The sequence below is a fragment of the Porphyromonas bobii genome (genome assembly GCF_943169685.1).
GTDB lineage: Bacteria > Bacteroidota > Bacteroidia > Bacteroidales > Porphyromonadaceae > Porphyromonas > Porphyromonas pasteri.
Genome location: NZ_CALPBU010000004.1, coordinates 133,867 through 153,962, shown reverse-complemented (window position 1 = coordinate 153,962; position 20,096 = coordinate 133,867). Strand labels below are relative to the sequence as shown.

At 57.4% G+C, this 20,096-nt stretch carries 8 protein-coding genes; 3 read left to right on the top strand and 5 right to left on the bottom strand.

The genetic code is table 11. From position 1 onward, the window contains the following. Positions 1-385: 385 nt before the first annotated feature. Both KO088_RS05385 and KO088_RS05380 read right to left on the bottom strand, forming a co-directional pair. Positions 386-1,900, bottom strand: a complete 1,515-nt coding sequence (locus KO088_RS05385) for a RagB/SusD family nutrient uptake outer membrane protein (RefSeq protein ID WP_229770810.1) — start codon at positions 1,898-1,900, stop codon at positions 386-388. Positions 1,901-1,936: 36 nt separating this feature from the next. Then, on the bottom strand, positions 1,937-5,002 hold the full coding sequence (locus KO088_RS05380; RefSeq protein WP_215493891.1) for a SusC/RagA family TonB-linked outer membrane protein: 3,066 nt from the start codon (positions 5,000-5,002) through the stop codon (positions 1,937-1,939). 1,125 nt (positions 5,003-6,127) lie between these two features. Here KO088_RS05380 and KO088_RS05375 point away from each other — a divergent pair. The 3 genes from KO088_RS05375 to rnr all read left to right on the top strand — a co-directional run bounded on the left by KO088_RS05375 (position 6,128) and on the right by rnr (position 10,878). Then, a complete protein-coding gene (locus KO088_RS05375; RefSeq protein ID WP_215493890.1) occupies positions 6,128-7,669 on the top strand; it encodes a sensor histidine kinase in 1,542 nt (513 codons plus the stop codon). 76 nt (positions 7,670-7,745) lie between these two features. Next, complete coding sequence (locus tag KO088_RS05370; RefSeq protein WP_009432267.1) at positions 7,746-8,471, top strand: response regulator transcription factor; 726 nt, start codon at positions 7,746-7,748, stop codon at positions 8,469-8,471. A gap of 139 nt (positions 8,472-8,610) precedes the next feature. After that, positions 8,611-10,878 (top strand): ribonuclease R, encoded by a 2,268-nt coding sequence (rnr, locus tag KO088_RS05365; protein WP_215493889.1) that lies wholly within the window; start codon positions 8,611-8,613, stop codon positions 10,876-10,878. A 122-nt stretch (positions 10,879-11,000) separates the two neighbouring features. Here the strand turns inward: rnr and fabG are convergent, their stop codons facing one another. The 3 genes from fabG to KO088_RS05350 all read right to left on the bottom strand — a co-directional run bounded on the left by fabG (position 11,001) and on the right by KO088_RS05350 (position 19,612). Further along, the gene (gene fabG, locus KO088_RS05360) at positions 11,001-11,747 is read right to left on the bottom strand and encodes a 3-oxoacyl-[acyl-carrier-protein] reductase (RefSeq protein WP_009432269.1); all 747 of its coding nucleotides are present in this window, start codon (positions 11,745-11,747) and stop codon (positions 11,001-11,003) included. A gap of 11 nt (positions 11,748-11,758) precedes the next feature. Further along, the gene (locus tag KO088_RS05355) at positions 11,759-12,373 is read right to left on the bottom strand and encodes a TetR/AcrR family transcriptional regulator (protein WP_251419826.1); all 615 of its coding nucleotides are present in this window, start codon (positions 12,371-12,373) and stop codon (positions 11,759-11,761) included. Between the two features lie 765 nt (positions 12,374-13,138). Next, positions 13,139-19,612 carry a DUF4465 domain-containing protein gene (locus KO088_RS05350; RefSeq protein ID WP_215493888.1) on the bottom strand — a complete coding sequence of 2,158 codons (6,474 nt, stop codon included), beginning with the start codon at positions 19,610-19,612 and terminating at the stop codon, positions 13,139-13,141. Positions 19,613-20,096: the final 484 nt, after the last annotated feature.

Genomic DNA, 20,096 nt, shown 5'->3' with positions numbered 1-20,096 from the left:
CAAAGATACACTTTTTAGGGCTATAGAGGGAAATGCACCTTCGGGGGAAGTCGCGCTTCCTGCAGGGGATTTACACTCTTCCTATGTGGGATTTGATGGGCTTGCTCCCGAGTCGGTGATGCTCCCCGTCGTAGAGGATGGTAACAACCTATATAGGTCGTCGGGTGAATCTATATTGCTCGTGATGGCGACCTATATAGGTCAGAGAGCCTACCTATATAGGTTCATTCAGCGATCCATATAGCTTTGCGCACCTTCTCTTTCGGGGCGCTTTGCTCTTCTCTAAAAACGGCATCTCCCCCCGCCACCTCTATTCGAGTGACGGGGGGAGATGCTATAGTGGGGTTACTTCAGAGCGGTGGGCGATGCCCACCCTCTAAGAGGCTTAGTAACCAGGGTTCTGCTGCTTGCCCAGCGTAGCATTCGCATTGATTTCGCTCTCGGGGATGGGGAGGATCGTGCGGAAGTACGTGTGGTCGAAGGAGCGAGCTTCGTTGATCAGTGCGCCGTGCCAGCCGGGAAGACCCTTATAGAAGCGTTCGCAAGTCTGACCATTACGCATCAGGTCATAGAAGCGGTGGCCTTCCCCGACGAGCTCCTTGCTACGCTCCTTGAGGATGCGAGCGAGGGTGAGGTCGCCTGCAGCGACGCTCTTGGCGGGATTAGCACGCTTGACGATGACGTTGAGGTAATTCAGGGCGGTAGACGTATCTCCGAGCTTGAAGGCAGCTTCAGCAGCGTTCAGATAGACTTCGGCCAGACGGATGACGGGGATGTCGTTGGTACGCATATCCTTGAGGGCTGCCTTACCAGGGTACTTCCCGATGAACATCTTCATATCAGGCGTAGCGTCGGGGAGGTTCTTCACGACCCCTTCAGCCTTCGTGCCTTCGCTTGCCCAGAGGACATTCCAGCGGATATCGTTGTCGTCTTCCTTCATCTCTTCGTAGAACTTCTTCGTGATGAAGGCGTTGTAATACCCGTTGACGTTGAGTACGTAGGCAAGCCCTTCACGGTCAGCCCAGTCCTTAGAGTCGAAGTTCACGATCGAGAAGATCATTTCCTTCGAGCTGGCTTCGCTCCATACCTGCTTGTAGGTCGTGACATCGGTAGCGAGCTCGTAGAGGTGACTGTCGATGACTTCCTTGCTCAGGCTGAGTGCCTTCGTATTGCCCTCGGTGTCTCCCTTGTAGAGGTACACGCGAGCCAGAAGTGCCTTAGCTGCAGACTTGCTGATGTAGCCATAGCTGGTATCCTCAAGGGCATTGCTGGAGATAGCCTCCGTGAGGTCCTTGATGATGAAGTCATAGCACTCCTTGAGGGTGTTACGACCAGGTGTAGCAGCATTGTCGGGGATACCCTCGATGAGGGGGACACCCAGCGCAGCCCCATCATTGGAGTAGGGATAAGGCGTAGCGTAGACACGGCAGAGGTCGAAGTAGCAGAGTGCTCGTACGGCCTGAGCTTGTGCCTTGGCATTAGCGATCTCCTTCTGTAGGCTGGCTGAAGCTCCCTGAGAGAGCTTTTCGCACATCTGCAGGAGGCGGTTAGCACGACGGATCGTATTGTAGATCTTGAACCAAGGCCCCGTGATATTGCTACGGGTATAGTCCATCTTGTAGTAATTATTCCCGCGGGAGCCTACGGTGGGGCACTGCATATCATCCCCTCGTACATCCCCTATGATGGTGAAGGATTGACCGTAGTATGAGGTGCTGGATCTTCCTCCCTGGAGGCCGTCAAAGAGACCACGGAGGGAGGGCTGTAGGAGGCTTGCTTCCTTGAGCGCCTTCTCCGTGCCAGTGGCGTTCGAAGGCTCGGTGTTGAAGTAACCCTTACAGGACGAGATGCTGGCCACGAGGCCCAGGGAGGCCACGAGGCCTATGATGATCCTTTTCATAAGACTTGAACTGTCATTTGTGTGGTTAGCAATAGACTAGATACCGACCTGAAGACCGAAGGTGACGGTGCGCAGGGGAGGCGTGCCGTAGGCTACGAAGCCACGCTGCTCGGGGTCGACGACGAGCATCTTATCCTTCCACGTGAGGAGGTTGTTACCTGCAGCGTAGAGGCGCAGGGTGTTGACACCGATCTTCTCAGTCCAGCGCTTAGGAGCAGTGAAGCCGATGGTGAAGTTCTTCAGACGCAGGTGGTCGGTGGGGCGCAGGAAGCGGGTCGAGTACGTATACGTATTCGTAGGCTCGAAGGAGGGAAGCTCCGTCTTGTCACCGACCTGCTTCCAGATCTTATTGATGTCGTAGTACTTGGGGATAGCCAGGTTCAGCACTTCTTCGTTACCGTCCTGGTAGAGCGCGGTAGCGCTATCGTAGAGGTAGCCACCGAGGGAGTAGCTGAGGGTGAAGTTGATGTCGACGGGGCCCCAAGTGATGTTGTTGATAAGCCCGCCAGTGAAGGTGGGGTCAAAGGGCTTGTCATCGATACGACGACGGTTGGCCTGAGAGCCCTCCGTGACGATGGAGCGGTCGTAGGTCTTCGTGGCTTCGTCGTACTTATTGGAGTAGTACTGTACCTTACCCGTGTTGGGGTCGATACCAGCGTATTCAGCCAGATAGTAGGCGTTGTAGGGGTGACCAACTTCGTGGATCCAAGTGCGGTCTACACGTGTGGTTTGTACGCCGTCGTAGCGCAGGAGGGTATTCTTATTGTGGCCGAGGGAGAAGGTCGTGCTCCAAGAGAACTTGTCCGTAGAGATATTGGTCGAGCGCAGTTCGACTTCAAAGCCCGTATTGCGCATACTACCTACGTTCTGCAGCTCGCTACTGAAGCCCGTCGTACCTGAGATGTTCTTGTAGAGGAGTAGGTCGGTAGTCAGACGGTTGTAGTAGTCGAAGGTGACGCCGACGCGGTTGAAGAGGCGGAAGTCAAGACCGAGGTTGAAAGCCTTGTTCTTTTCCCAAGAGAGGTTGGGTGAGCCGAGATCGCTTTCCGAAGCCCCCGTACCCCCGTTGTAGTTGTAGCCGAAGCTGTAGAGGGAGAGGTGATCGTAGTAGCCGTAGGGGAGCGTACCGTTAGCACCATAAGAGAGGCGCAGGCGGGTGTCGGAGAGGATGGGCTCGAGAGACTTCATGAACTTTTCCTTACCGATGTTCCATGAGCCAGAGAGTGACCAGAAGAGCCCCCAGCGGTGAGCAGGAGCGAGGCGAGAAGAGCCGTCCCAGCGAGCCGAAGCACCGAAGATGTAGCGGTCATCGTAAGCGTAGTCCCCCTTGACGAGGAAAGAGAGCATGCGGGTCTTGTCGACTTCGGTGCTACCGCTTGAGTTCCCTGCATTCCCCAGTTCGTACTTGAGGTAAGAGGGGAAGTCAGTACCCCAGATATAGACGTTCAGCCGGTCGAAGGCTTCGGACTCGAAGCTGGCTACACCAGAGAGGTGGTGCTTGCCGAAGTCATGGTTAGCGTAGAGCTGAGACTGTGTGGAGAGGGTAGCACGCTCAAGGTTGGAGCGCTGGAAGACCCCGTTAGCAGCTTCACCGTCACCTTGGCGAGGATCCCACCAGACGGCTTCTTCGGAGTTGATGTAGTCGTAGCTGACATTCTGACGAAGCTTCAGCCAGGGGAAAAGGGTGAACGAAGCTTCGAGAGAGGGGTAGACGCGCACGAGCTGCGTTTCGGAGAAGTTTTGCGTCGTGGCGAAGAGGGGGTTGATGTTGTTGTTCCCCGAGAAGCTGCTGTTGTAAGATCCATCTTCCTTGAAGGGATAGTTGGATGGAGTCAGCGTAGCGGATATCCCGTAGATAGGGTTAGCGTAGGCACTGCCTTCACTGCTGGTGTGCTGCTTGGTCTTAGCGAAGAGCATACGAGCCTTCATCTCCAGACGGCGGTCGGTGTGGCTGACGTTGAAGCTACCAGTCAGACGGTTGAAGTCAGAGGCCAGTGAGATCCCCTTCTGGTCAGCGTAGGACATCGAGGTGTAGAACTTCGTCTTCTCACCACCACCCGAGACGCTGAACTCGTAGTTCTGTGAAGCGCCATTGCGGAGGAGGATCTTGCGCCAGTCCGTGTAGCCAGACCAAGGCTTAGCGATAGCGGTACCGATGGTCTTCTCTACCTGAGCCGCTACGTCGGTGGCATTGGGATAGAGGAGCTGATTCGTCGTCTTGTCGCGGAGCTCGCTGTAGTACTTGGTGTACCCGTGGCGGATGAGCTCGTTGCGCTTCTCAGCACTGAGGGTAGGACGGTAGTCGATAGCCATGTCGGAGCTACCCCAGTCGGCCTTGAAGTTGTAGTGCGTCTTCCCAGCACGACCGCTCTTGGTCGTGATGACGACGACCCCGTTAGCAGCACGTGAGCCGTAGAGGGCTGCAGCACCAGCGTCCTTGATGACGGTGATATTCTCGATGTCGTTGGAGTTGATCGTAGAGAGTGGGCTCATACCCCCCTTAGCGTAGTCGAAGACTGAGGCGCTGGAGTTATTGACAGGTACCCCGTCGATGACGTAGAGTGGGTCGCTACCTGCGTTGATAGAGCCGAGACCACGGATACGCACGGTAGCGATGCTACCGGGCTGACCCGAGTTGGAGTTCACTGCTACCCCTGCGATAGCCCCAGTGAGCTTATCTTCGAGGGATGTGGTGGGCACGTCCTTCATGTTCTTCGTGGAGATGGTCGTAGCAGAGCCTGCGAAGGCGGACTTGCGGGTGTTCCCATACCCCGTGATGACGACGTCCTTGATCACCTGCTCTTCTGCCTGCAGGGTGATCTTCATCTCACCCGAGGCGATGGGCAGCTTGAGCTTGTTGAATCCGATACAGCTGATCGTAAGGTGCTTAGCTGCATCTGGTAGCTTCAGCGTGAAGCGTCCGTTGACGTCGGTCAGAGTCCCTGTGGTGGGGAACTCGACGCAGGACACGCTGGCTGCGATGACGGGCTCCTTATCCGCAGATGAGATGATGACCCCCGTGACGGTGATCGTCTTCTTCTGCGACCAACCCACTCCTGCGAAGAGGAAGAGAGCGAGGAGGAAGAAAAGTGCTCTTCTCATGAGAATAGTAGTTTTAGTGTGATATGTGCGTACTTGCTTTGAGCCGTAACTTGGGATTACTATCTATTCATAGGGTACTCTGGAGGTGTCATCCTCGCGGTCTTTCACGTTATGTCTTTCTCCTAAAGGGAGGGTTGCCCCGCCCATGCTCCAGCGTATCCTTTTTTCAAATGTAGAGATTTTTATTTCCTATCCAATAGTAGGGTGCCATGGGGAGCGGTGAAGAAGGCGATTTGTCGCTACCTGTGGGGACTTTCGCGGCCTGTAAAAAGGAGGAAAAGATGTATAGATGTACAGCTGTAAGTGTCTGTACAGTATGTATATGTGCGTGGGTGGGTGTAGGCTCTTTCTCCTGCTCTTACTTGTCTGAGATGTGGGCTTGCTATGGGCGAAATTTTCTCATCGGGAGGCCTTGGGATGGGGCGTTTTGGGGGGCGAAATAACCTTAAATAATTTAGGAAGCTCGTTTGGTTTTTGATGTGCATCAAAGGAACGTGGCGCTCTTGGTTTTGGTATTTAAGAATAGGTCTTCGCGGAGGTGGGCTTTCGTTCCTCTCATCGGTGCGCGTTTGTATTCCGCTTATCGCTTCCTACCTTCTCGCGCTGATACGGTATGCCCCATACGACTCCTTATATATTATATGTGCAGGAGAAGGAAGGTGTACGCATTGGGAGGGGGTGTTTTCTACCAGTACTGGTCAGCGAGGCAACCAGTACTGCTCACTCGTCGAACCAGTACTGGTAACTAATAGCGACCAGTACTGCTTCGCTTCGTGACCAGTAGTGGTCGCAAAAGGGAGCTTATACGACTTCGCCTAACCTCGTCATAATGAGCCGGCTTCTTGGTGGTGAGGAGTTTGCTCCAAAGGCGAAGAGTTGGCTTTGCGCTCTCTGAGTAGTGGCGGGTGGAGACCGCGTGGTGTAGCGTCGGTAGGATGCTGCTTCGTAAGCGAATTTCAAGGTGACATATCTTTACCTTATCGCTGTGTGAGTGAGGAAGAAAGGGGGTGTCTTTGACGCTTTGAAAAGGAATTAACGGTGCGAAGGGCAGAAATGCTTATCTTTGCATATAATAACAGTAATGTGTCTCTTTAGTCGTCACTCCCAATAGCTACCGCATCGTTCATGAGAAAACGAGTCATCTGGATCATCGTCATGGCCCTTGTCTCGGCCTATGGACTCCTCTCATGGGTGCAATACGAATACTATGGTCGCGTGCTTGAGCTGCGCACCGAGGGGATTCGCAATCAGATGAAGGAAGCGATGGGCGAGGTGGCAGAAGAGCTACAGGTGCGTGAGCTGATACGCTACCTCAATAAGGGGCTCAATCGCAAGAATGACCGCTTTGAGGACAGCGAGTTCCTACCGACCTCTGTCGCTTCGTTCGATATCTGGACGCGCACCAAGCTCGATACCCAGATCGTCCAGCGGGCTCTGGATAGGGAGAACATCTACCTGAAGATGCCACACAAGGGGAATACGAGTCGTGTCGACTACCGTCCGTCCGACCGCCTTGTACACGCCTACTTCGCCAACGTCCATGCGCTTGACCGCTACATCCTGAAGTATCTATATGATAGCTACAACAAGGATAGCATCCCGCAGATGGTGAATGTGCGTCTCTTGAAGAGCCTCATCCGTGAGCATCTGGACAATAAGGATCTCTGCGGGCCCTACATGATGTCGCTACATGACTACCAGGGACGTACGCTCTATGAGTACATCCCCCCAGCGATGGTCAATTCCAAGCGATGGGAAGAGCGCAATACGGTGGTGCAGTATCTCTTCGTGCCGACCGATGGCTCTGAGCTGGACCGCCCGTATATGAAGGTCACGCTTGACGTCACCCCCACGAAGTCGGAGGTGCTTCGGCTGGCATTGCCCAGCTTCATCTCCACAATCATCGTGCTTGTCCTCGGCTTCTCCGCCCTTGGGGTCCTTCTCAAGCACATGAGCTTCTCCTCGCAGCGCACGAGCTTCATCAACAATATGACGCACGAGCTGAAGACGCCTGTGAGTACCATCCTCCTCTCCAGTCAGTCGCTGGGGCAGTCACTTGCCGAGCGGGGCGACCTCACGCCGCGAGCTCAGAGTGCACTGGATATCATCGGGCTGGAGGCGCAGCGTATGAAGTTCCTCATCGACAAGGTACTGCAGTTCTCGCTACTGGACGGAGCTTCGGGGCGCTTCTCGCTGGAGCCCTTGGACGTCAATGAGCTGCTCCTGCCCGTAGCGGAGATTTATACCTTCCACGCCCAGCAGCGTGGCGGAGACTTGGAGCTGGACCTGGATGCCCTGAATACGTGGGTGCAGGGAAATCAAATTCACCTCTCCAACGTCTTCTTCAACCTCCTCGACAACGCGGTCAAGTACAGCCGCCCCGATGTGCCCCTGCACCTGGCGATCCGTACTGCTGACGAAGACGGCAAGATCCGTATCACCATCGAGGATAATGGGATCGGGATGGAGAAGCGCGAGCTGAAGCGTATCTTCGACCGCTTCTACCGCGTCACCTCCGGCAAGCGCCACGACGTGCGAGGCTTTGGCCTGGGTCTGGCGTACGTGACCTCCGTCATCAACCAGTGTGGCGGTACGATCGTCGCCGAGAGTGAGCTGGGTGCGGGGACTAAGATGATCATTCGCCTACCGGCCTCTGAGCCGGAGTAGTGCTACCAAGCGGTTTGCGTTACCTACCTATACAGTATATAGATTAAAAACTACGACAGCTAATAGATTAAAGACTATGGACGAACCATTAAAGATCCTCCTCTGTGAGGATGAAGAGAACCTCGGGACCATCCTTCAGGAGCTCCTGCAGAGTAAGAAGTTCGCCGTCACGCTCTGTACTGATGGTGACCAGGGATGGGAGGCCTTCAAGAGCGCTAAGTACGACCTTTGTCTCCTGGATATCATGATGCCTAAGCGTGATGGTCTCACCCTGGCAAAGGACATTCGTAGCCTCTCGGCCGACGTGCCCATCATCTTCCTCACCGCCCTCGGTATGCGTGAGAACATCCTCGAGGGCTTCCGCTCTGGGGCTGACGACTACATCACCAAGCCCTTCAGCATGGAGGAGCTCCTCCTGCGTATCGAGGCGATCCTGCGCCGCACGATCAAGCACGAGGGCGAGAAGGAGCCCCAGCGCGTGTACCAGCTCGGGCGCTATATCTTCAATACGACGACTCAGACGCTCTCCCTCGGTGAGACGTCACGTCGCCTGACGACCAAGGAGTGCGAGCTGCTCTCGCTGCTCTGTCTCTTCGCCAATCAGACGCTCGAGCGTAGCCATGCGCTCAACGTCATCTGGGGGCTCACCGAGCCTACTGGCGGGCATGAGAACTCCTTCAGCCAGCGTAGTATGGACGTCTATGTGACGAAGCTTCGTCGCATGCTCGATGCTGACCCTCGCGTCGAGATCAAGAACGTCCACGGTAAGGGATACAAGCTCGTCATCCCCACTGAGGCGTAGGCACGCCCCCTCTTGGGCTCCGCCCACTACTCATCAGACAGCTACATATCACTTACCTCCCCCTTGGCCGCCTTCCTTCGGCGGGTATCCTCCGCGATACCTGCCGTAGGAGAGTGGCCTATTATCCATAAAGAATTGAATGATGAGTAAAAAGAATAAGCCCATCTCTGCCAAGAAGGGGAAACCCTCCAAGCAAGGCACAGACAAAGGGCAATCCATAAGTAAGCGGGATATCCTCCGCATCGCACGCCTGGTATTTGAGCAGAATGATGGGCGTGTACTGACCTACAAGCAGGTCTGCCATGCCTTCGGTAAGACGAATATGGGGCAGAAGCGCGCCATCTACCAGACGCTCGTCTCGATGGCCGAAGGTGGCGAGATCCAGGAGCTGGAGCCCGGACGCTTCGTCCGTGGTGGCCTCTCGAAGGAGCGTCTCGAAGGGCGCTTTGACTATCGTGCAGGCCGTGCCTCCTTCATCCCCGATGACCCCGAGATCGATACCCTCCCTCTCTCTGATCGTGCGCTCGCTAATGCCCTGCATGGCGACCGTGTCGCCGTATCCTTCGTGCGTACCCGCCGTGGGGAGTACAAGCGTGTGCAGGTCGTCGAGATCCTGGAGCGCCGTGAGGCGACCTATGTCGGGCGTCTGCAGATCTCTCGTGGCTATGCCTTCTTCGTCTCGCTCAATAAGGAGCTACGCCAGGATGTCTTCATCCCCGAGGATAAGACCATGGGTGCGACGGGCCATGATAAGGTCGTCGTACGCATCACCGACTGGGATCGCAAGAGCAAGAACCCTCGCGGGGAAGTCGTCGATATCCTCGGTAAGGCCGGCGATAACTCTACGGAGATGCACGCCATCCTCGCTGAGTTCGGCCTCCCCTATAGCTATCCCGAGGCCGTAGAGAAGGCAGCCGAAGCACTCTCTGCCGAGATCACCGAAGAGGAGCTCGCACAGCGTGAGGACTTCCGTGGGGTGCTGACCTGCACCATCGACCCGCGTGATGCGAAGGACTTCGACGACGCCCTCTCCTTCCGCACGCTTCCTGAAGGGGGCTACGAAGTCGGGGTGCATATCGCCGACGTCAGCCACTATGTCCAGCCTGGTAGTATCATCGATGATGAGGCCTACAAGCGTGCCACCAGTGTCTACCTCGTGGACCGTACGATACCTATGCTCCCTGAGCGCTTGAGCAACTTCCTCTGCTCGCTCCGCCCCGACGAGGATAAGTATGCTTACAGCTGTATCTTCTCGCTCGACGAAGACGCGCAGCTCCGCTCAGCACGCATCGCTCGCACCGTCATCCGTAGCCAGCGCCGCTTCACCTATGAGGAGGCACAGGAGATCATCGAGACGGGGAAGGGCGACTATGCAGAGGCTATCCTGACGCTTCACCGCCTGGCGCAGAAGCTCCGTGCTCGCCGCTTCGAGGTGGGGAGTATCGCCTTTGACCGCCCCGAAGTCCGCTTCGAGCTGGACGAAGACGGCAAGCCTCTCTCTGTATACATCAAGGAGAGTAAGCCCGCCCACCAGCTCATCGAGGAATTTATGCTGCTGGCGAACCGCACGGTCGCTGAGCGTATAGCCGAGCCTGCTCGCAAGGATATCAGCCCTGCCCTTCGCCTGGGGCGTGGTGGCAAGCCTGCCTTTGTCTACCGTATCCACGAGGCCCCCGATGAGGAGAAGCTCCGTTCTTTGGCCGACTACGTGCGTCGCTTCGGCTACAAGCTCAAGGTCGAGGGCGGAAGCTCCGTCATCGCTAAGAGCCTCAATGCCCTGCTCGCTGATATCAAGGGTAAGCCCGAGGAGGATATGCTGACGATGCTCGCTATCCGCTCGATGGCTAAGGCACGCTATACCACGACGCATATCGGTCACTACGGCCTTGGCTTCGATAGCTATACGCACTTCACCTCGCCTATTCGTCGCTACCCTGACTTGATGGTGCACCGCCTCCTTACACGCTACCTCATCGAGGGTAAGCCTTCGGCGGATGCTGCTGCGCTGGAGGATCAGTGTGACCATGCCTCCGAGATGGAGAGCGTGGCCGCCAATGCCGAGCGCTCCTCGATCAAGTACAAGCAGGTCGAGTATATGATCCCCCGTCTGGGTGAGGCCTTCACGGGCGTCATCACAGGGCTGGCTGACTGGGGCTTCTACGTCGAGCTGGAGGAGAATAAGTGCGAAGGACTGGTACCTGCACGTGATCTCTCCGATGACTACTACGTCTACGATGAGGCGAACTTCCGTCTCGTCGGGCGCCATACGGGCCGCACGTTTACCCTCGGTCAGCGTGTCGAGGTCGTCGTGGCGCAGGCCGATCTGGCACGCCGTCAGCTGGACTTCGCTCTCGATGAGCCGGAGATGAAGCGCCCTGAGCCCCGTCGTGCGCTGCGCCGCTATTAGTCACAGAAGGCGCACCGACTTCACTATAAAAGCTAAGGCTTGGCTCCACATCAGTGGGGCCAAGCCTTATGCTTTATATGCCTTCCTTAGGCGAAGGCTATGGGAGTGTATCCGCTCGTGGACTACATATTCATCCCACCGCAGACGTGGATCGTCTGACCGGAGACGTAGCTGGAGAGGTCGCTCGCGAGGAAGGTAGCTACGTTAGCTACGTCCTCAGGCGTACCGCCACGACGGAGGGGGATCTGTACTTCCCACTGCTTGCGAACTTCTTCAGAGAGCGCACCCGTCATATCGGTGATGATGAAGCCAGGAGCGATAGCGTTGGCACGGACACCGCGAGCGCCGAGCTCCTTTGCGATGCTCTTTGCCAGACCGATCATACCAGCCTTAGAAGCGGAGTAGTTCGCCTGACCTGCGTTGCCAGATACACCGACGACGCTGGCCATGTTGATGATGCTACCGCTACGCTGCTTGACCATAACGGGGGTGACAGCGTGGATGAGGTTGAAGGCACTCTTGAGGTTGACGTTGATGACGAGATCCCACTGCTCTTCGGTCATACGCATCATCAGCCCGTCACGGGTGATACCAGCGTTGTTGACGAGGACGTCGATACGGCCGAAGTCTGCGACGACTTCTTCGACGAGCTTGTGAGCATCTTCGAAGTTAGCTGCGTTGGAGGCATAAGCCTTAGCCTTGACACCGAGCCCTTCGAGCTCCTTGACGAAGGCTTCTACAGTCTCGTCGATCTTGAGGTCAGTGATCACTACGGAAGCACCTTCCTGTGCATACTTGAGTGCAATAGCGCGGCCGATACCACGGCCTGCGCCGGTGATGATGGCTACCTTGTTAGCAAGTAGATTCATTGTTTATCGTATTAAGAGTTGGATTCGTTGGGCCCCTCTTCACTCTGGCGGATGCCGAAGAGCAGGAGGTGGCGTACTGCTGCGCGGATCTCCTCGACCGTGCCCTTGGAGCGGTAAGCCCCACTGATGAAGGGGACTTCCATACCCTTGACGATGTTCTGCAAGAGGTAGGCTGTGAGGCGTGTGTCGGGGACGTGGAAGAGTCCACTTTCCTTCCCCTCCTCGAGGAGCTCGCGGAGCTGGCGGATCTCCTTCTCGTCGAAGGCTGCACGGGAGTTCTCTACGAGCCAGATGTCACGGAAGAACTCGGCACGGAGCGAGCCATTGCGCAGGACCAAGTCCTTCATCTTGTCCAGATGCGTCAGGAGCATCGTCAGGATCTTGTCCTCGGGTGAAGCGGGGAGGCGGCGGATCAGCTCCAGGTCGTGCCATAGGCGCTCGAGCTCGCGCTCGATGACGGCGTGGAAGATCTCATCCTTGTTGCGGAAGTAGGTATAGAGCGTACGCCGGCCCTTCTTCGAAGCGTCGGCAATATCGTTCATCGTCGTGTTGGTGAACCCAACCCGAGCGAAGAGCTGCCGAGCCACCTCGATCATGAGGTCTTTTGTCTTGACAATAGTAGCCATGCGTTGCTGTCTCTGTATCCTTATCTATATATAATTTATGGTGTACCTCGTGAGGGCATTCCCCTCTGAAAGTACGGACAAAGTTATGAAAAATTGCGCAAAAGTGCCCGATGCGTGCAATGAGGCCATCGCATCTCCCTCCACATTTTGCCCGAAGAGGTAGGGGAGTGCACTCGGCATCCTGCCCCTTTGCCCCCTTGTCTCCATAGTGCTTGCTCCGCGACTCTGTGCAGGGTGAAAAAGTAACCTATACTGGTCGGCGAAGCGACCTATATGAGTACGTAGGTAGAGCTATATATAGGATGGCGAAGAAAGCTATATAGCTTTGGATCGATTCCGTATAGCTTTGTGTAGTGACCTCTATTAGGTTGTTGCTCCGCGATAGGGATAAAAGTTGTGAACGCGTGGCAGATAAGTTTGGACTACGTACGTGGCTCTAATATCTACGTACGTGGATATTTGGATTTATGTGCCTGGTCTTTAAGACTACGTGCGTAGATAAATGAAACCCACTACGTGAAGGCGCTTTTTCCTTCACGAGAAGGACACTTTTCCCTCCGCTGGATAAGAGGAATACTTACGATAAGGCGAAGGGGTTGCTCGGTTACTTCGGAGAGGCATATCGGGGCGCTGGGCGTGCGAGGCCTTAGCACACTAAATAGCGGGCAGGACTCGCGGCAACAGACTCAAATAGGTAGCGCGTGACCCACCCCCGAGGGGGAGAGCCACGCGCTACCTGTATCGTATCGTCGGGCGGACTTAGGCTCAGCGCTTGCTGAAGCGGACGACACCCTGGGGCGTGCGTGCGAGGTACATACCTGCAGGGAGGTTGCCGATGGGGATGGCCTGCCCTGCCGTGTAGTGCTCGATGGTGAGCATGAGTTGACCCGTGAGGCTGAAGATATCCACGCGTCCGCTCACCGTGAGATGAATCTCCGTGGTAGCGGGGCTGGGATATGCCTTCAGTTCGCCATCGGCCTCGGGGGTCGGTGTGGGCTGAGGCGTAGGCTGGGGCGTGGGTTGGGGCAGGGCTACCGTGAGAGGTAGGCGGAGGTAGACGGTCTTCCCTCCCTGACGCTGGCTGATGATGAGCGAGGTCGAGCCCGTGGCCTTCGCTGTGAGACGGAGGTTGCTTCCGCTGAGGGTCGCCGTCACAGTCTCTTCGTTCCCAGCCGTCATGAGGGTGTAGACGGGGTGGGGGGAAGCACTGGGGGCGAGACCTGCGTCGGTGAAGACCTTCGTTAGGTCAAGGGTCTCCGTGCTTTGGGGAGCGAGGGTGCGGGGGGCGATATCCTTCGCTGGTACTTCGCTCCCGAAGTCATCGAGACAGAAGTAAGCCGGGATGGTCGTGCCTCCATTGGCTACACGTGAGCCCTTCATCGTGAAGCGCACGACATCGGTCTCTCCGAGAGCCGAGAGGTCGACCCACTGCCAGGTGTCTATCGTGTAGTGCTCCTTCGGGTCGGTGCTGCGGTAGTCGATGAGGGGGATCTCAAGGCTCTTTGTACCTGTGCTATTGCTGGCGATGAGGAGCAGATAGTCCCCCTGATGGAAGGGCGCATCCGGCTCACTGCCCATCTTCGTCCCCGTCTGGGTGACTTGCTTGACCCAAGCGGTATTCGTGACATAGGTGCCCGGGATGACCGCAGGCCCTGCGTGGGTGGTGCGGAGCTCGGCTGGCTGGCGATAGGCATAGGCTACGGCATAGTTCTTCGAGCCATTCACGCCATGCCCGACAGCACTATTGAACTGGTCGGGGAAGAGAGAGGTGAAGGTCGTCTTCGTCTGGTCGGAGTAGGCGAAGCCCATCCACGTGCGCAGTGCGGGTGCATTGCTACAGGCGAAGGAGTAGCTCCCGCTATAGAAGGTCGAGGAGATGAAGTCGGAGCCCCCAGCTTCCTGCTCGCCGTACCACGCCGTCTCAGGCTCGAGGCCGAGATCGTCGAAGGTAGCGATAGCAGGCTTCCCACCCGAGACCTTGAGGAGGAGCTGGCTCTTCACCTTCTGCTCCCAGGCATCGGTCACCTCGAGCGTCAGGTGCTGGGTGCGCTCAGCCTTTATGCTGTAGGTCGCTTCCTTCCCTACGACCACCCCTGCTGCGGTACGCCATACATAGGAGTAGGGCCATACACCGCCCTCGGCATCATGCTGGAGAGCGATGGTCTCACCAGCGCGAGAGGTGAAGGTCTTCGGGGTGAGGTGGAGTGGCTGTGGCTCGGCGGTGAAGTCATCGATACCTGCCTTGCCTTCGCTTTGGATGGTGAGCTCGGTGAGTTCGCCGAGGTCACGCAGACTGACGTAGCGCCATACGCCGCCCGTCGAGGGAAGAGTCTTCGTCTGATCGCCATCGGCTCCACCCTTAGCCGTGAGGCGTACGGGTACATCACTCTGTAGGTAGAAGCCCGTGAGCTTGGTGGGTGCTGTAGTGTGCGTGGGGGTGATGGTCACCGTGCTACTACATTCGAGGGCGCGATGGCTCCCCGTCGTGTAGGGCTTCTGAGGCTCGTAGACCTTCCCGCCTACGAAGCGATAGGTACCGCTGACGAAGTCACTCGTGCCGATGGCTACGCTCTCGAAGTCTGCCACCTCCGAGGGGAGGGCATCGGTAGAGAAGTCGTAGGTGAGGGCTGCTGAGGCGAACTGCCCCGACAGATTGCGAGGGAGGAGGTAGAGGCGATAGGCCGAGTGCCCATCGAGTGCGGGAAGGGTGACGCGGCTGACCTGATTAGGGTAGAGATTGACCTGCAGCGTCGAGGCCTTGAGAGCCTCTAGCGTAGGAGCCGTATCCGACTGCTTGAGCGCCAGGCAGAAGAACTGCCCGAAGTCGGTGGACTTGATCTCCAGCACGGGATGATCCGCCGTGAGGTTGAGGGGCTTGGGATAGCCCGTGGCCAGTGCGGGGAAGCCGTGCGTCGTCGCTTCGTAAGCCCCGACGGCGGCATCCGTAGTGGGGTGCTTCGTGCCGACGATATCGGTAGGTACCTCAGGGAGAGCACGCGCGAAGGTCAGCGTACTGAACTCCTGTGGGAGGAGGCTCTCACGAGGAGCTGCGAAGTCCACTCGTGCGATGCGGCTCGAGGTGTCCTTCATGCGGCTCGTCCATTCGGCGAGGTCAAGGGCGCTATCTCCGAGCAGTGCGAAGTCGCTGCCTGCCGTGTAGCTTACGTTGTCAGTGAAGGTAGGATCGACGAGCGTGATCTTTGTCGTGGTCTTGTAGATAGAGCCAGGAGTGAGATTCTGCCAGAGGTTGTTCTTCACCTCGAGCTTTGAGATGGTACCCTGCTTGCGCGAATGCAAGTAGACAGGTGCCGTGGACTTGTCGGTGCGAGTGCCTGAGATGAGGACGGAGTTGTGCAGGAGCTTGATGTCCGTGAGGTTCTCATCGGTGAAGTAGAAGGCGTAGACCTCACGGAGGCTCTGCGGTGCATCGAGGATGATCTCATTCGAGGCGAAGAGGCTGGACTTGTGCTCGATCTGCGCATGCTCTGTAGTGCGTCTGAGGTAGATGGCTTGTACAGCGGTCGTCGTCTCGGAGAAGTCCGTGAGGTGGATACGGTTCCCGACGACGCTCACCCCTTCGCCGAGAGTGAGGTCCATCGCCTGATAGTCGCGTGCCGCCTTACCCGAGGCGAGAATGCGGTTGGCGCGTACGGTCATGTCGGGGATACAGCGCAGGTAGATACTCTTCGAGCCTTGCCCCTCGAGCGTGTTGCCCTCGATGGTGATGACGCGCTGTGTGGGGAGTGCGACGTTCGACAGTCCGTCGGCATAGATCGCGCTGTACCCGCCGATGAGGTGCGAGTTGCTTAGGGTGAGGAAGTCGTTGTTGGGCGAAGGCTGGTTGCCGCGTGCCGTGCGGATGAGTGCCATGTCGCCCTCGTTGTACAGTGTGGTGCGGGGCGCAGAGAGCTCACAGTCGTCGATGGTGAGATGCTGGCTACCATTGCGGACGAGTAGGAGTGCTGGTGCGTCACTCTTCTCTGACGTGAAGGTAAGCGCGCGGAGTGTGACGTAGTCTGCCCCTTCGACGTTGAAGTAACCAGGCTTGTTGTCGCCGTAGTCTACCTTGCGATAGTGGGTGTTGGTGAGCGTCACTTCGCCACGACGACCCGAGATAGGCTCGATGGTGAGGGTGTTTGTCTCGGACAGCCCTGCGATATCGGGCAGGGAGAGTGCCTCGTCATAGGTGCCAGCACTGAGGAGTAGGCGCACGGGACCATCGACACCACGGCTGACAAGATCCTGGATGGCGGTGGTGAGGGTGGTGTAGTGCATGCCTCTGCGCTCGCCGATGGTGAAGTCTCCGTGCATGCCTTCGTGGAGGTCGATGGCTACTGTCGGGGGCGTCGTGATCGCACGCTCCTCACCGCCTGCCGTGATGCTACGGGGTGTGATGGTGATGCGGGCGCCTGCTGGAGCGGTGGCGTCTACATCAGCTGCGAGGAAGAAGTAGTACGTGCCAGGCTTGTGGTAGTCGGTCGTGCCCGAGAAGCGCTCCCCGCCCGTGGCGTAGAGCTTCGCTGTAGAGAAGGCTTCGGAGGTCTCAGTGGCGTAGAGGTTGAGCTTTGCCCAAGCGCTGATGCCATGAGCAAAGAAGGGGGCAAAGTCAATGTGCTCGATGCTCAGCGCGCCTTGGTCTCCCGTGACGGTGACGGCGAGCTTCATCAGAGGGACGTCCTTAGCACCCCTCATCAGGCGGGCATCTTGGATCGCTTCGGCCTTGACCTCCGTGACGTGCAGCGGGATGGGGCGCTCGGAGCTGACCTCGATATCCCAGCCATCATCGCTGGTCTTGCTGGTGAAGGTCACTGTCATCGAGCCGTCGGGTGCGGTGGAGATGAGCTCGGGGAGGTCGCGCTTGTAGCCTGAGAGCTTGGTGATGAGCTTGTCTTCGTTGGCTTCCTTCCCGTGGTAGAAGCTGAGGTAGTCTACACGACCGAGGCGGAGCTGGCGTATGCGGCAGTGGATGACTTCACCCGCACGAGGGACGAAGTGTACAGTGCCGGTGAAGGAGCGCGGGTACTTCCCCGTGGGTCCGCCATTATCATAGAAGGAGAGTGGGTTGGTGACTTCAATAGTCGTCTCTCCGGCTGCCATCGAGAGGAGATTGCGGGTGATGCGTCCTCCTTCGGGGTCGGGGCTCTCAATGGAGACGGTCTCTCCTGAGAGTGTGATCTCGGGGAGAGCGAGGTCAAGCGTCAGACCTGCTGCGACGCCCTGGGCGATGTCGGCAGCTATGTAGTAGTAGCTCTTGCGCTCGGGGAGTGTCTGAGCTGCCGTAAGAGGCAGGGTGAGGGTCGTCTCACCTGTGGGCGTGACGGAGCCAAGAAGCTTGGCTGAGCTGTAGGCCTTGGGGCTTGAGAGGGCGTAGAGGTAGAGCTTGGAGAAGGCTTGAGGTGCGCCCTTGAGCTGGAGCTTGATGGCCTCCAGCTTCTTGGGCTGAAGGCTGCCCTTCGTCTCAAGCGTGAGATCGAGGAACTCCAGACCAGTAGCACCTACGGGCGCTTCGGCTGTGGAGGCCTGCGCGACCGTAGCCGAGACGAGTACCATAGGCTGGGGCTGCTGGCTGCGTACGGTAGCCTGCCAGCCTGACTTCTGTCGGCCTGGGATGCTCTCCTTGGGATTGAAGACGACGGTCAGTGCACCGTCCGAGCTCGTCGAATGGATGAGCTTAGGCCCGCCCGCATTCATCGTCTCTTCGTCAAGGCGCCATAGGAGCTTGCCCGTACGCCCCTGACCAGCGTAGATCTCGAAGACCGCCTTCGTCCCATACTTACTCTTCTCGTAGAGGACATCGAAGGACTGGAAGTCCAGCTCGACTACCTCGCCTGTCTTGGCTGGGAGGAAGGTCGTGACTTGGTCGGTATTGCCTGGGGCATAGCGCCCAGCGCTCATCGTCGGAGCGAAGGTCCAGTCCGAATATACGGTGATGACCTGGGGTTGACCCTCGCGGCTGCGGCAGACGTTGTCGAGGATATATGGGGTAGGGGTGGGGAGGTTGAGCTGCTTCGTCTCGCCTGAGAGGACTGCGGTGCGTGCGGTGAGGCTGAGCTGATCGCCCGTGTGAGCCTTGGCAGAGATGTCGCCCGTGAGGAGGAAGGTGTTGTCTCCGTAGTTCAGCTCGAGGGGAGCGGAGAGCTGGAGGCGCACCTGATCGCCCGTGACGGTCGCCTCGCCTATGCGGTTGGTGGTGAGGGCTTGCTCGCCACGATAGAGGATAAGACGCTCCAGGGCGCCTGTGCTCGTGCCTTGGGTGGAGAGCTCCAGCTCTGAGAGGGTGAGGGCGGGGCTCACGCCTTCGGTGTGGAGGGTGAGAAGTAGAAGGGGCTTGTCGTGCTCACCTGCCGCGCTCTTTACCTTCTCTGTGGGAGAGGTCGCCGAGGCTGAGGCGAAGGTCATCGGCTCGGGTGTGATGGCCTCGACGCGTGCGACGAAGCCGTCCTGCGGAGTCCCCGTGACGCTCTTCAGTGAGACGGTCAGTGAGCCATCGTCCTCGCTGGAGATGAGGCTGATGGGCGTCTGCTCGTTGAGGAGCTCGCGCAGAAGCTTGGTTGAGGAGGTGCTGCGCCCGTTGTAGACGCGTAGTAGGTCGTTCTTCGGCTTGTAGGTATGGAAGAGCTTAAGGCTGGTGAAGGTCACCCGTATGCGCTGTCCCGCTTGCTTGGGGACGAAGGTCACGTAGCCCTCAAAGTTGGGACTGATCTTTTTCGTGGGCCCACCATCGTCGTAGAAGTCAAGTCCTGTGCTTCCTACTATGACCTCACGAGGCCCTGGTACCATATAGACGGAGCCCTCAGGCTCGGCCGGTACGGGGGTATCATCGGAGGTCTTGGCTACGCTCTTCACTTCGGCTGTCCAACCCTTACCTGCGGGGTTGGCTCCGATGAAGACGAAGGTCAGCGCCCCATCAGCTGTCGTGGAGTGGAAGACATGACGGGAGAGATCACTGCCTCGGAGTACATAGAGCTCGGGGACATTCGGCTTGGTGTAGGTGATCTCATCATCTTCGTCGCCCCCTTCGCTCTTGACGAGCTCTTGCTTCCCCTCGTAGACATAGAGGGTGGCCTGCTTGAGATCAAGCTCGGAGAAGTCGACCTCGATAGCTTCCCCATACTTGGGAGTGAAGGTGACGGCGGCGATGCCCAGAGGGTGGGCATTCTTAGTTGGCCCGCCTGAGTCATAGAAGGTCTCTGTCGTCACGACTTGCTTCGTCTCGTGCCGCCCGTAGATAGCTGGCATGTGCACCTGGGCGCTAAGTCCCAGCTGAGAGAAGAAGACGCACAACAAGAACAGCGGTAAAAGACGTCTCATCGGCGTTGGTTGTAAGGAGAGTTAATCAAGTGTCAAGGCATAGACTTGGGAAAGTCCGGTCTTGGTCTTTGGTTTTATACGGAGCAAACTTACGGAGAATTGTGGAGATAGTCAAAGGGACGGGCTTCTGCAAACAGCCCCGAGGAGGATATCAAGGTGCCATCCTCTCGATACAGCCCTTGCGATATGTGGCCTCATGATTGTAGAGGTGTGTAGGCAAGGCTCGGGAGGTCGCTGTGCAGACGACTACAGGTCTGTGCTCAGACGACTATTAGTCTGGAGTCGAACGACTATTGTAGGCCGTTGCTCTGCGTAGGGATAAAAGTTGTGGACGAGTGGCAGAAAAGTTTGGGCTACGTACGTGGCTCTAATATCTACGTACGTGGATATTTGGATTTATGTGCCTGGTCTT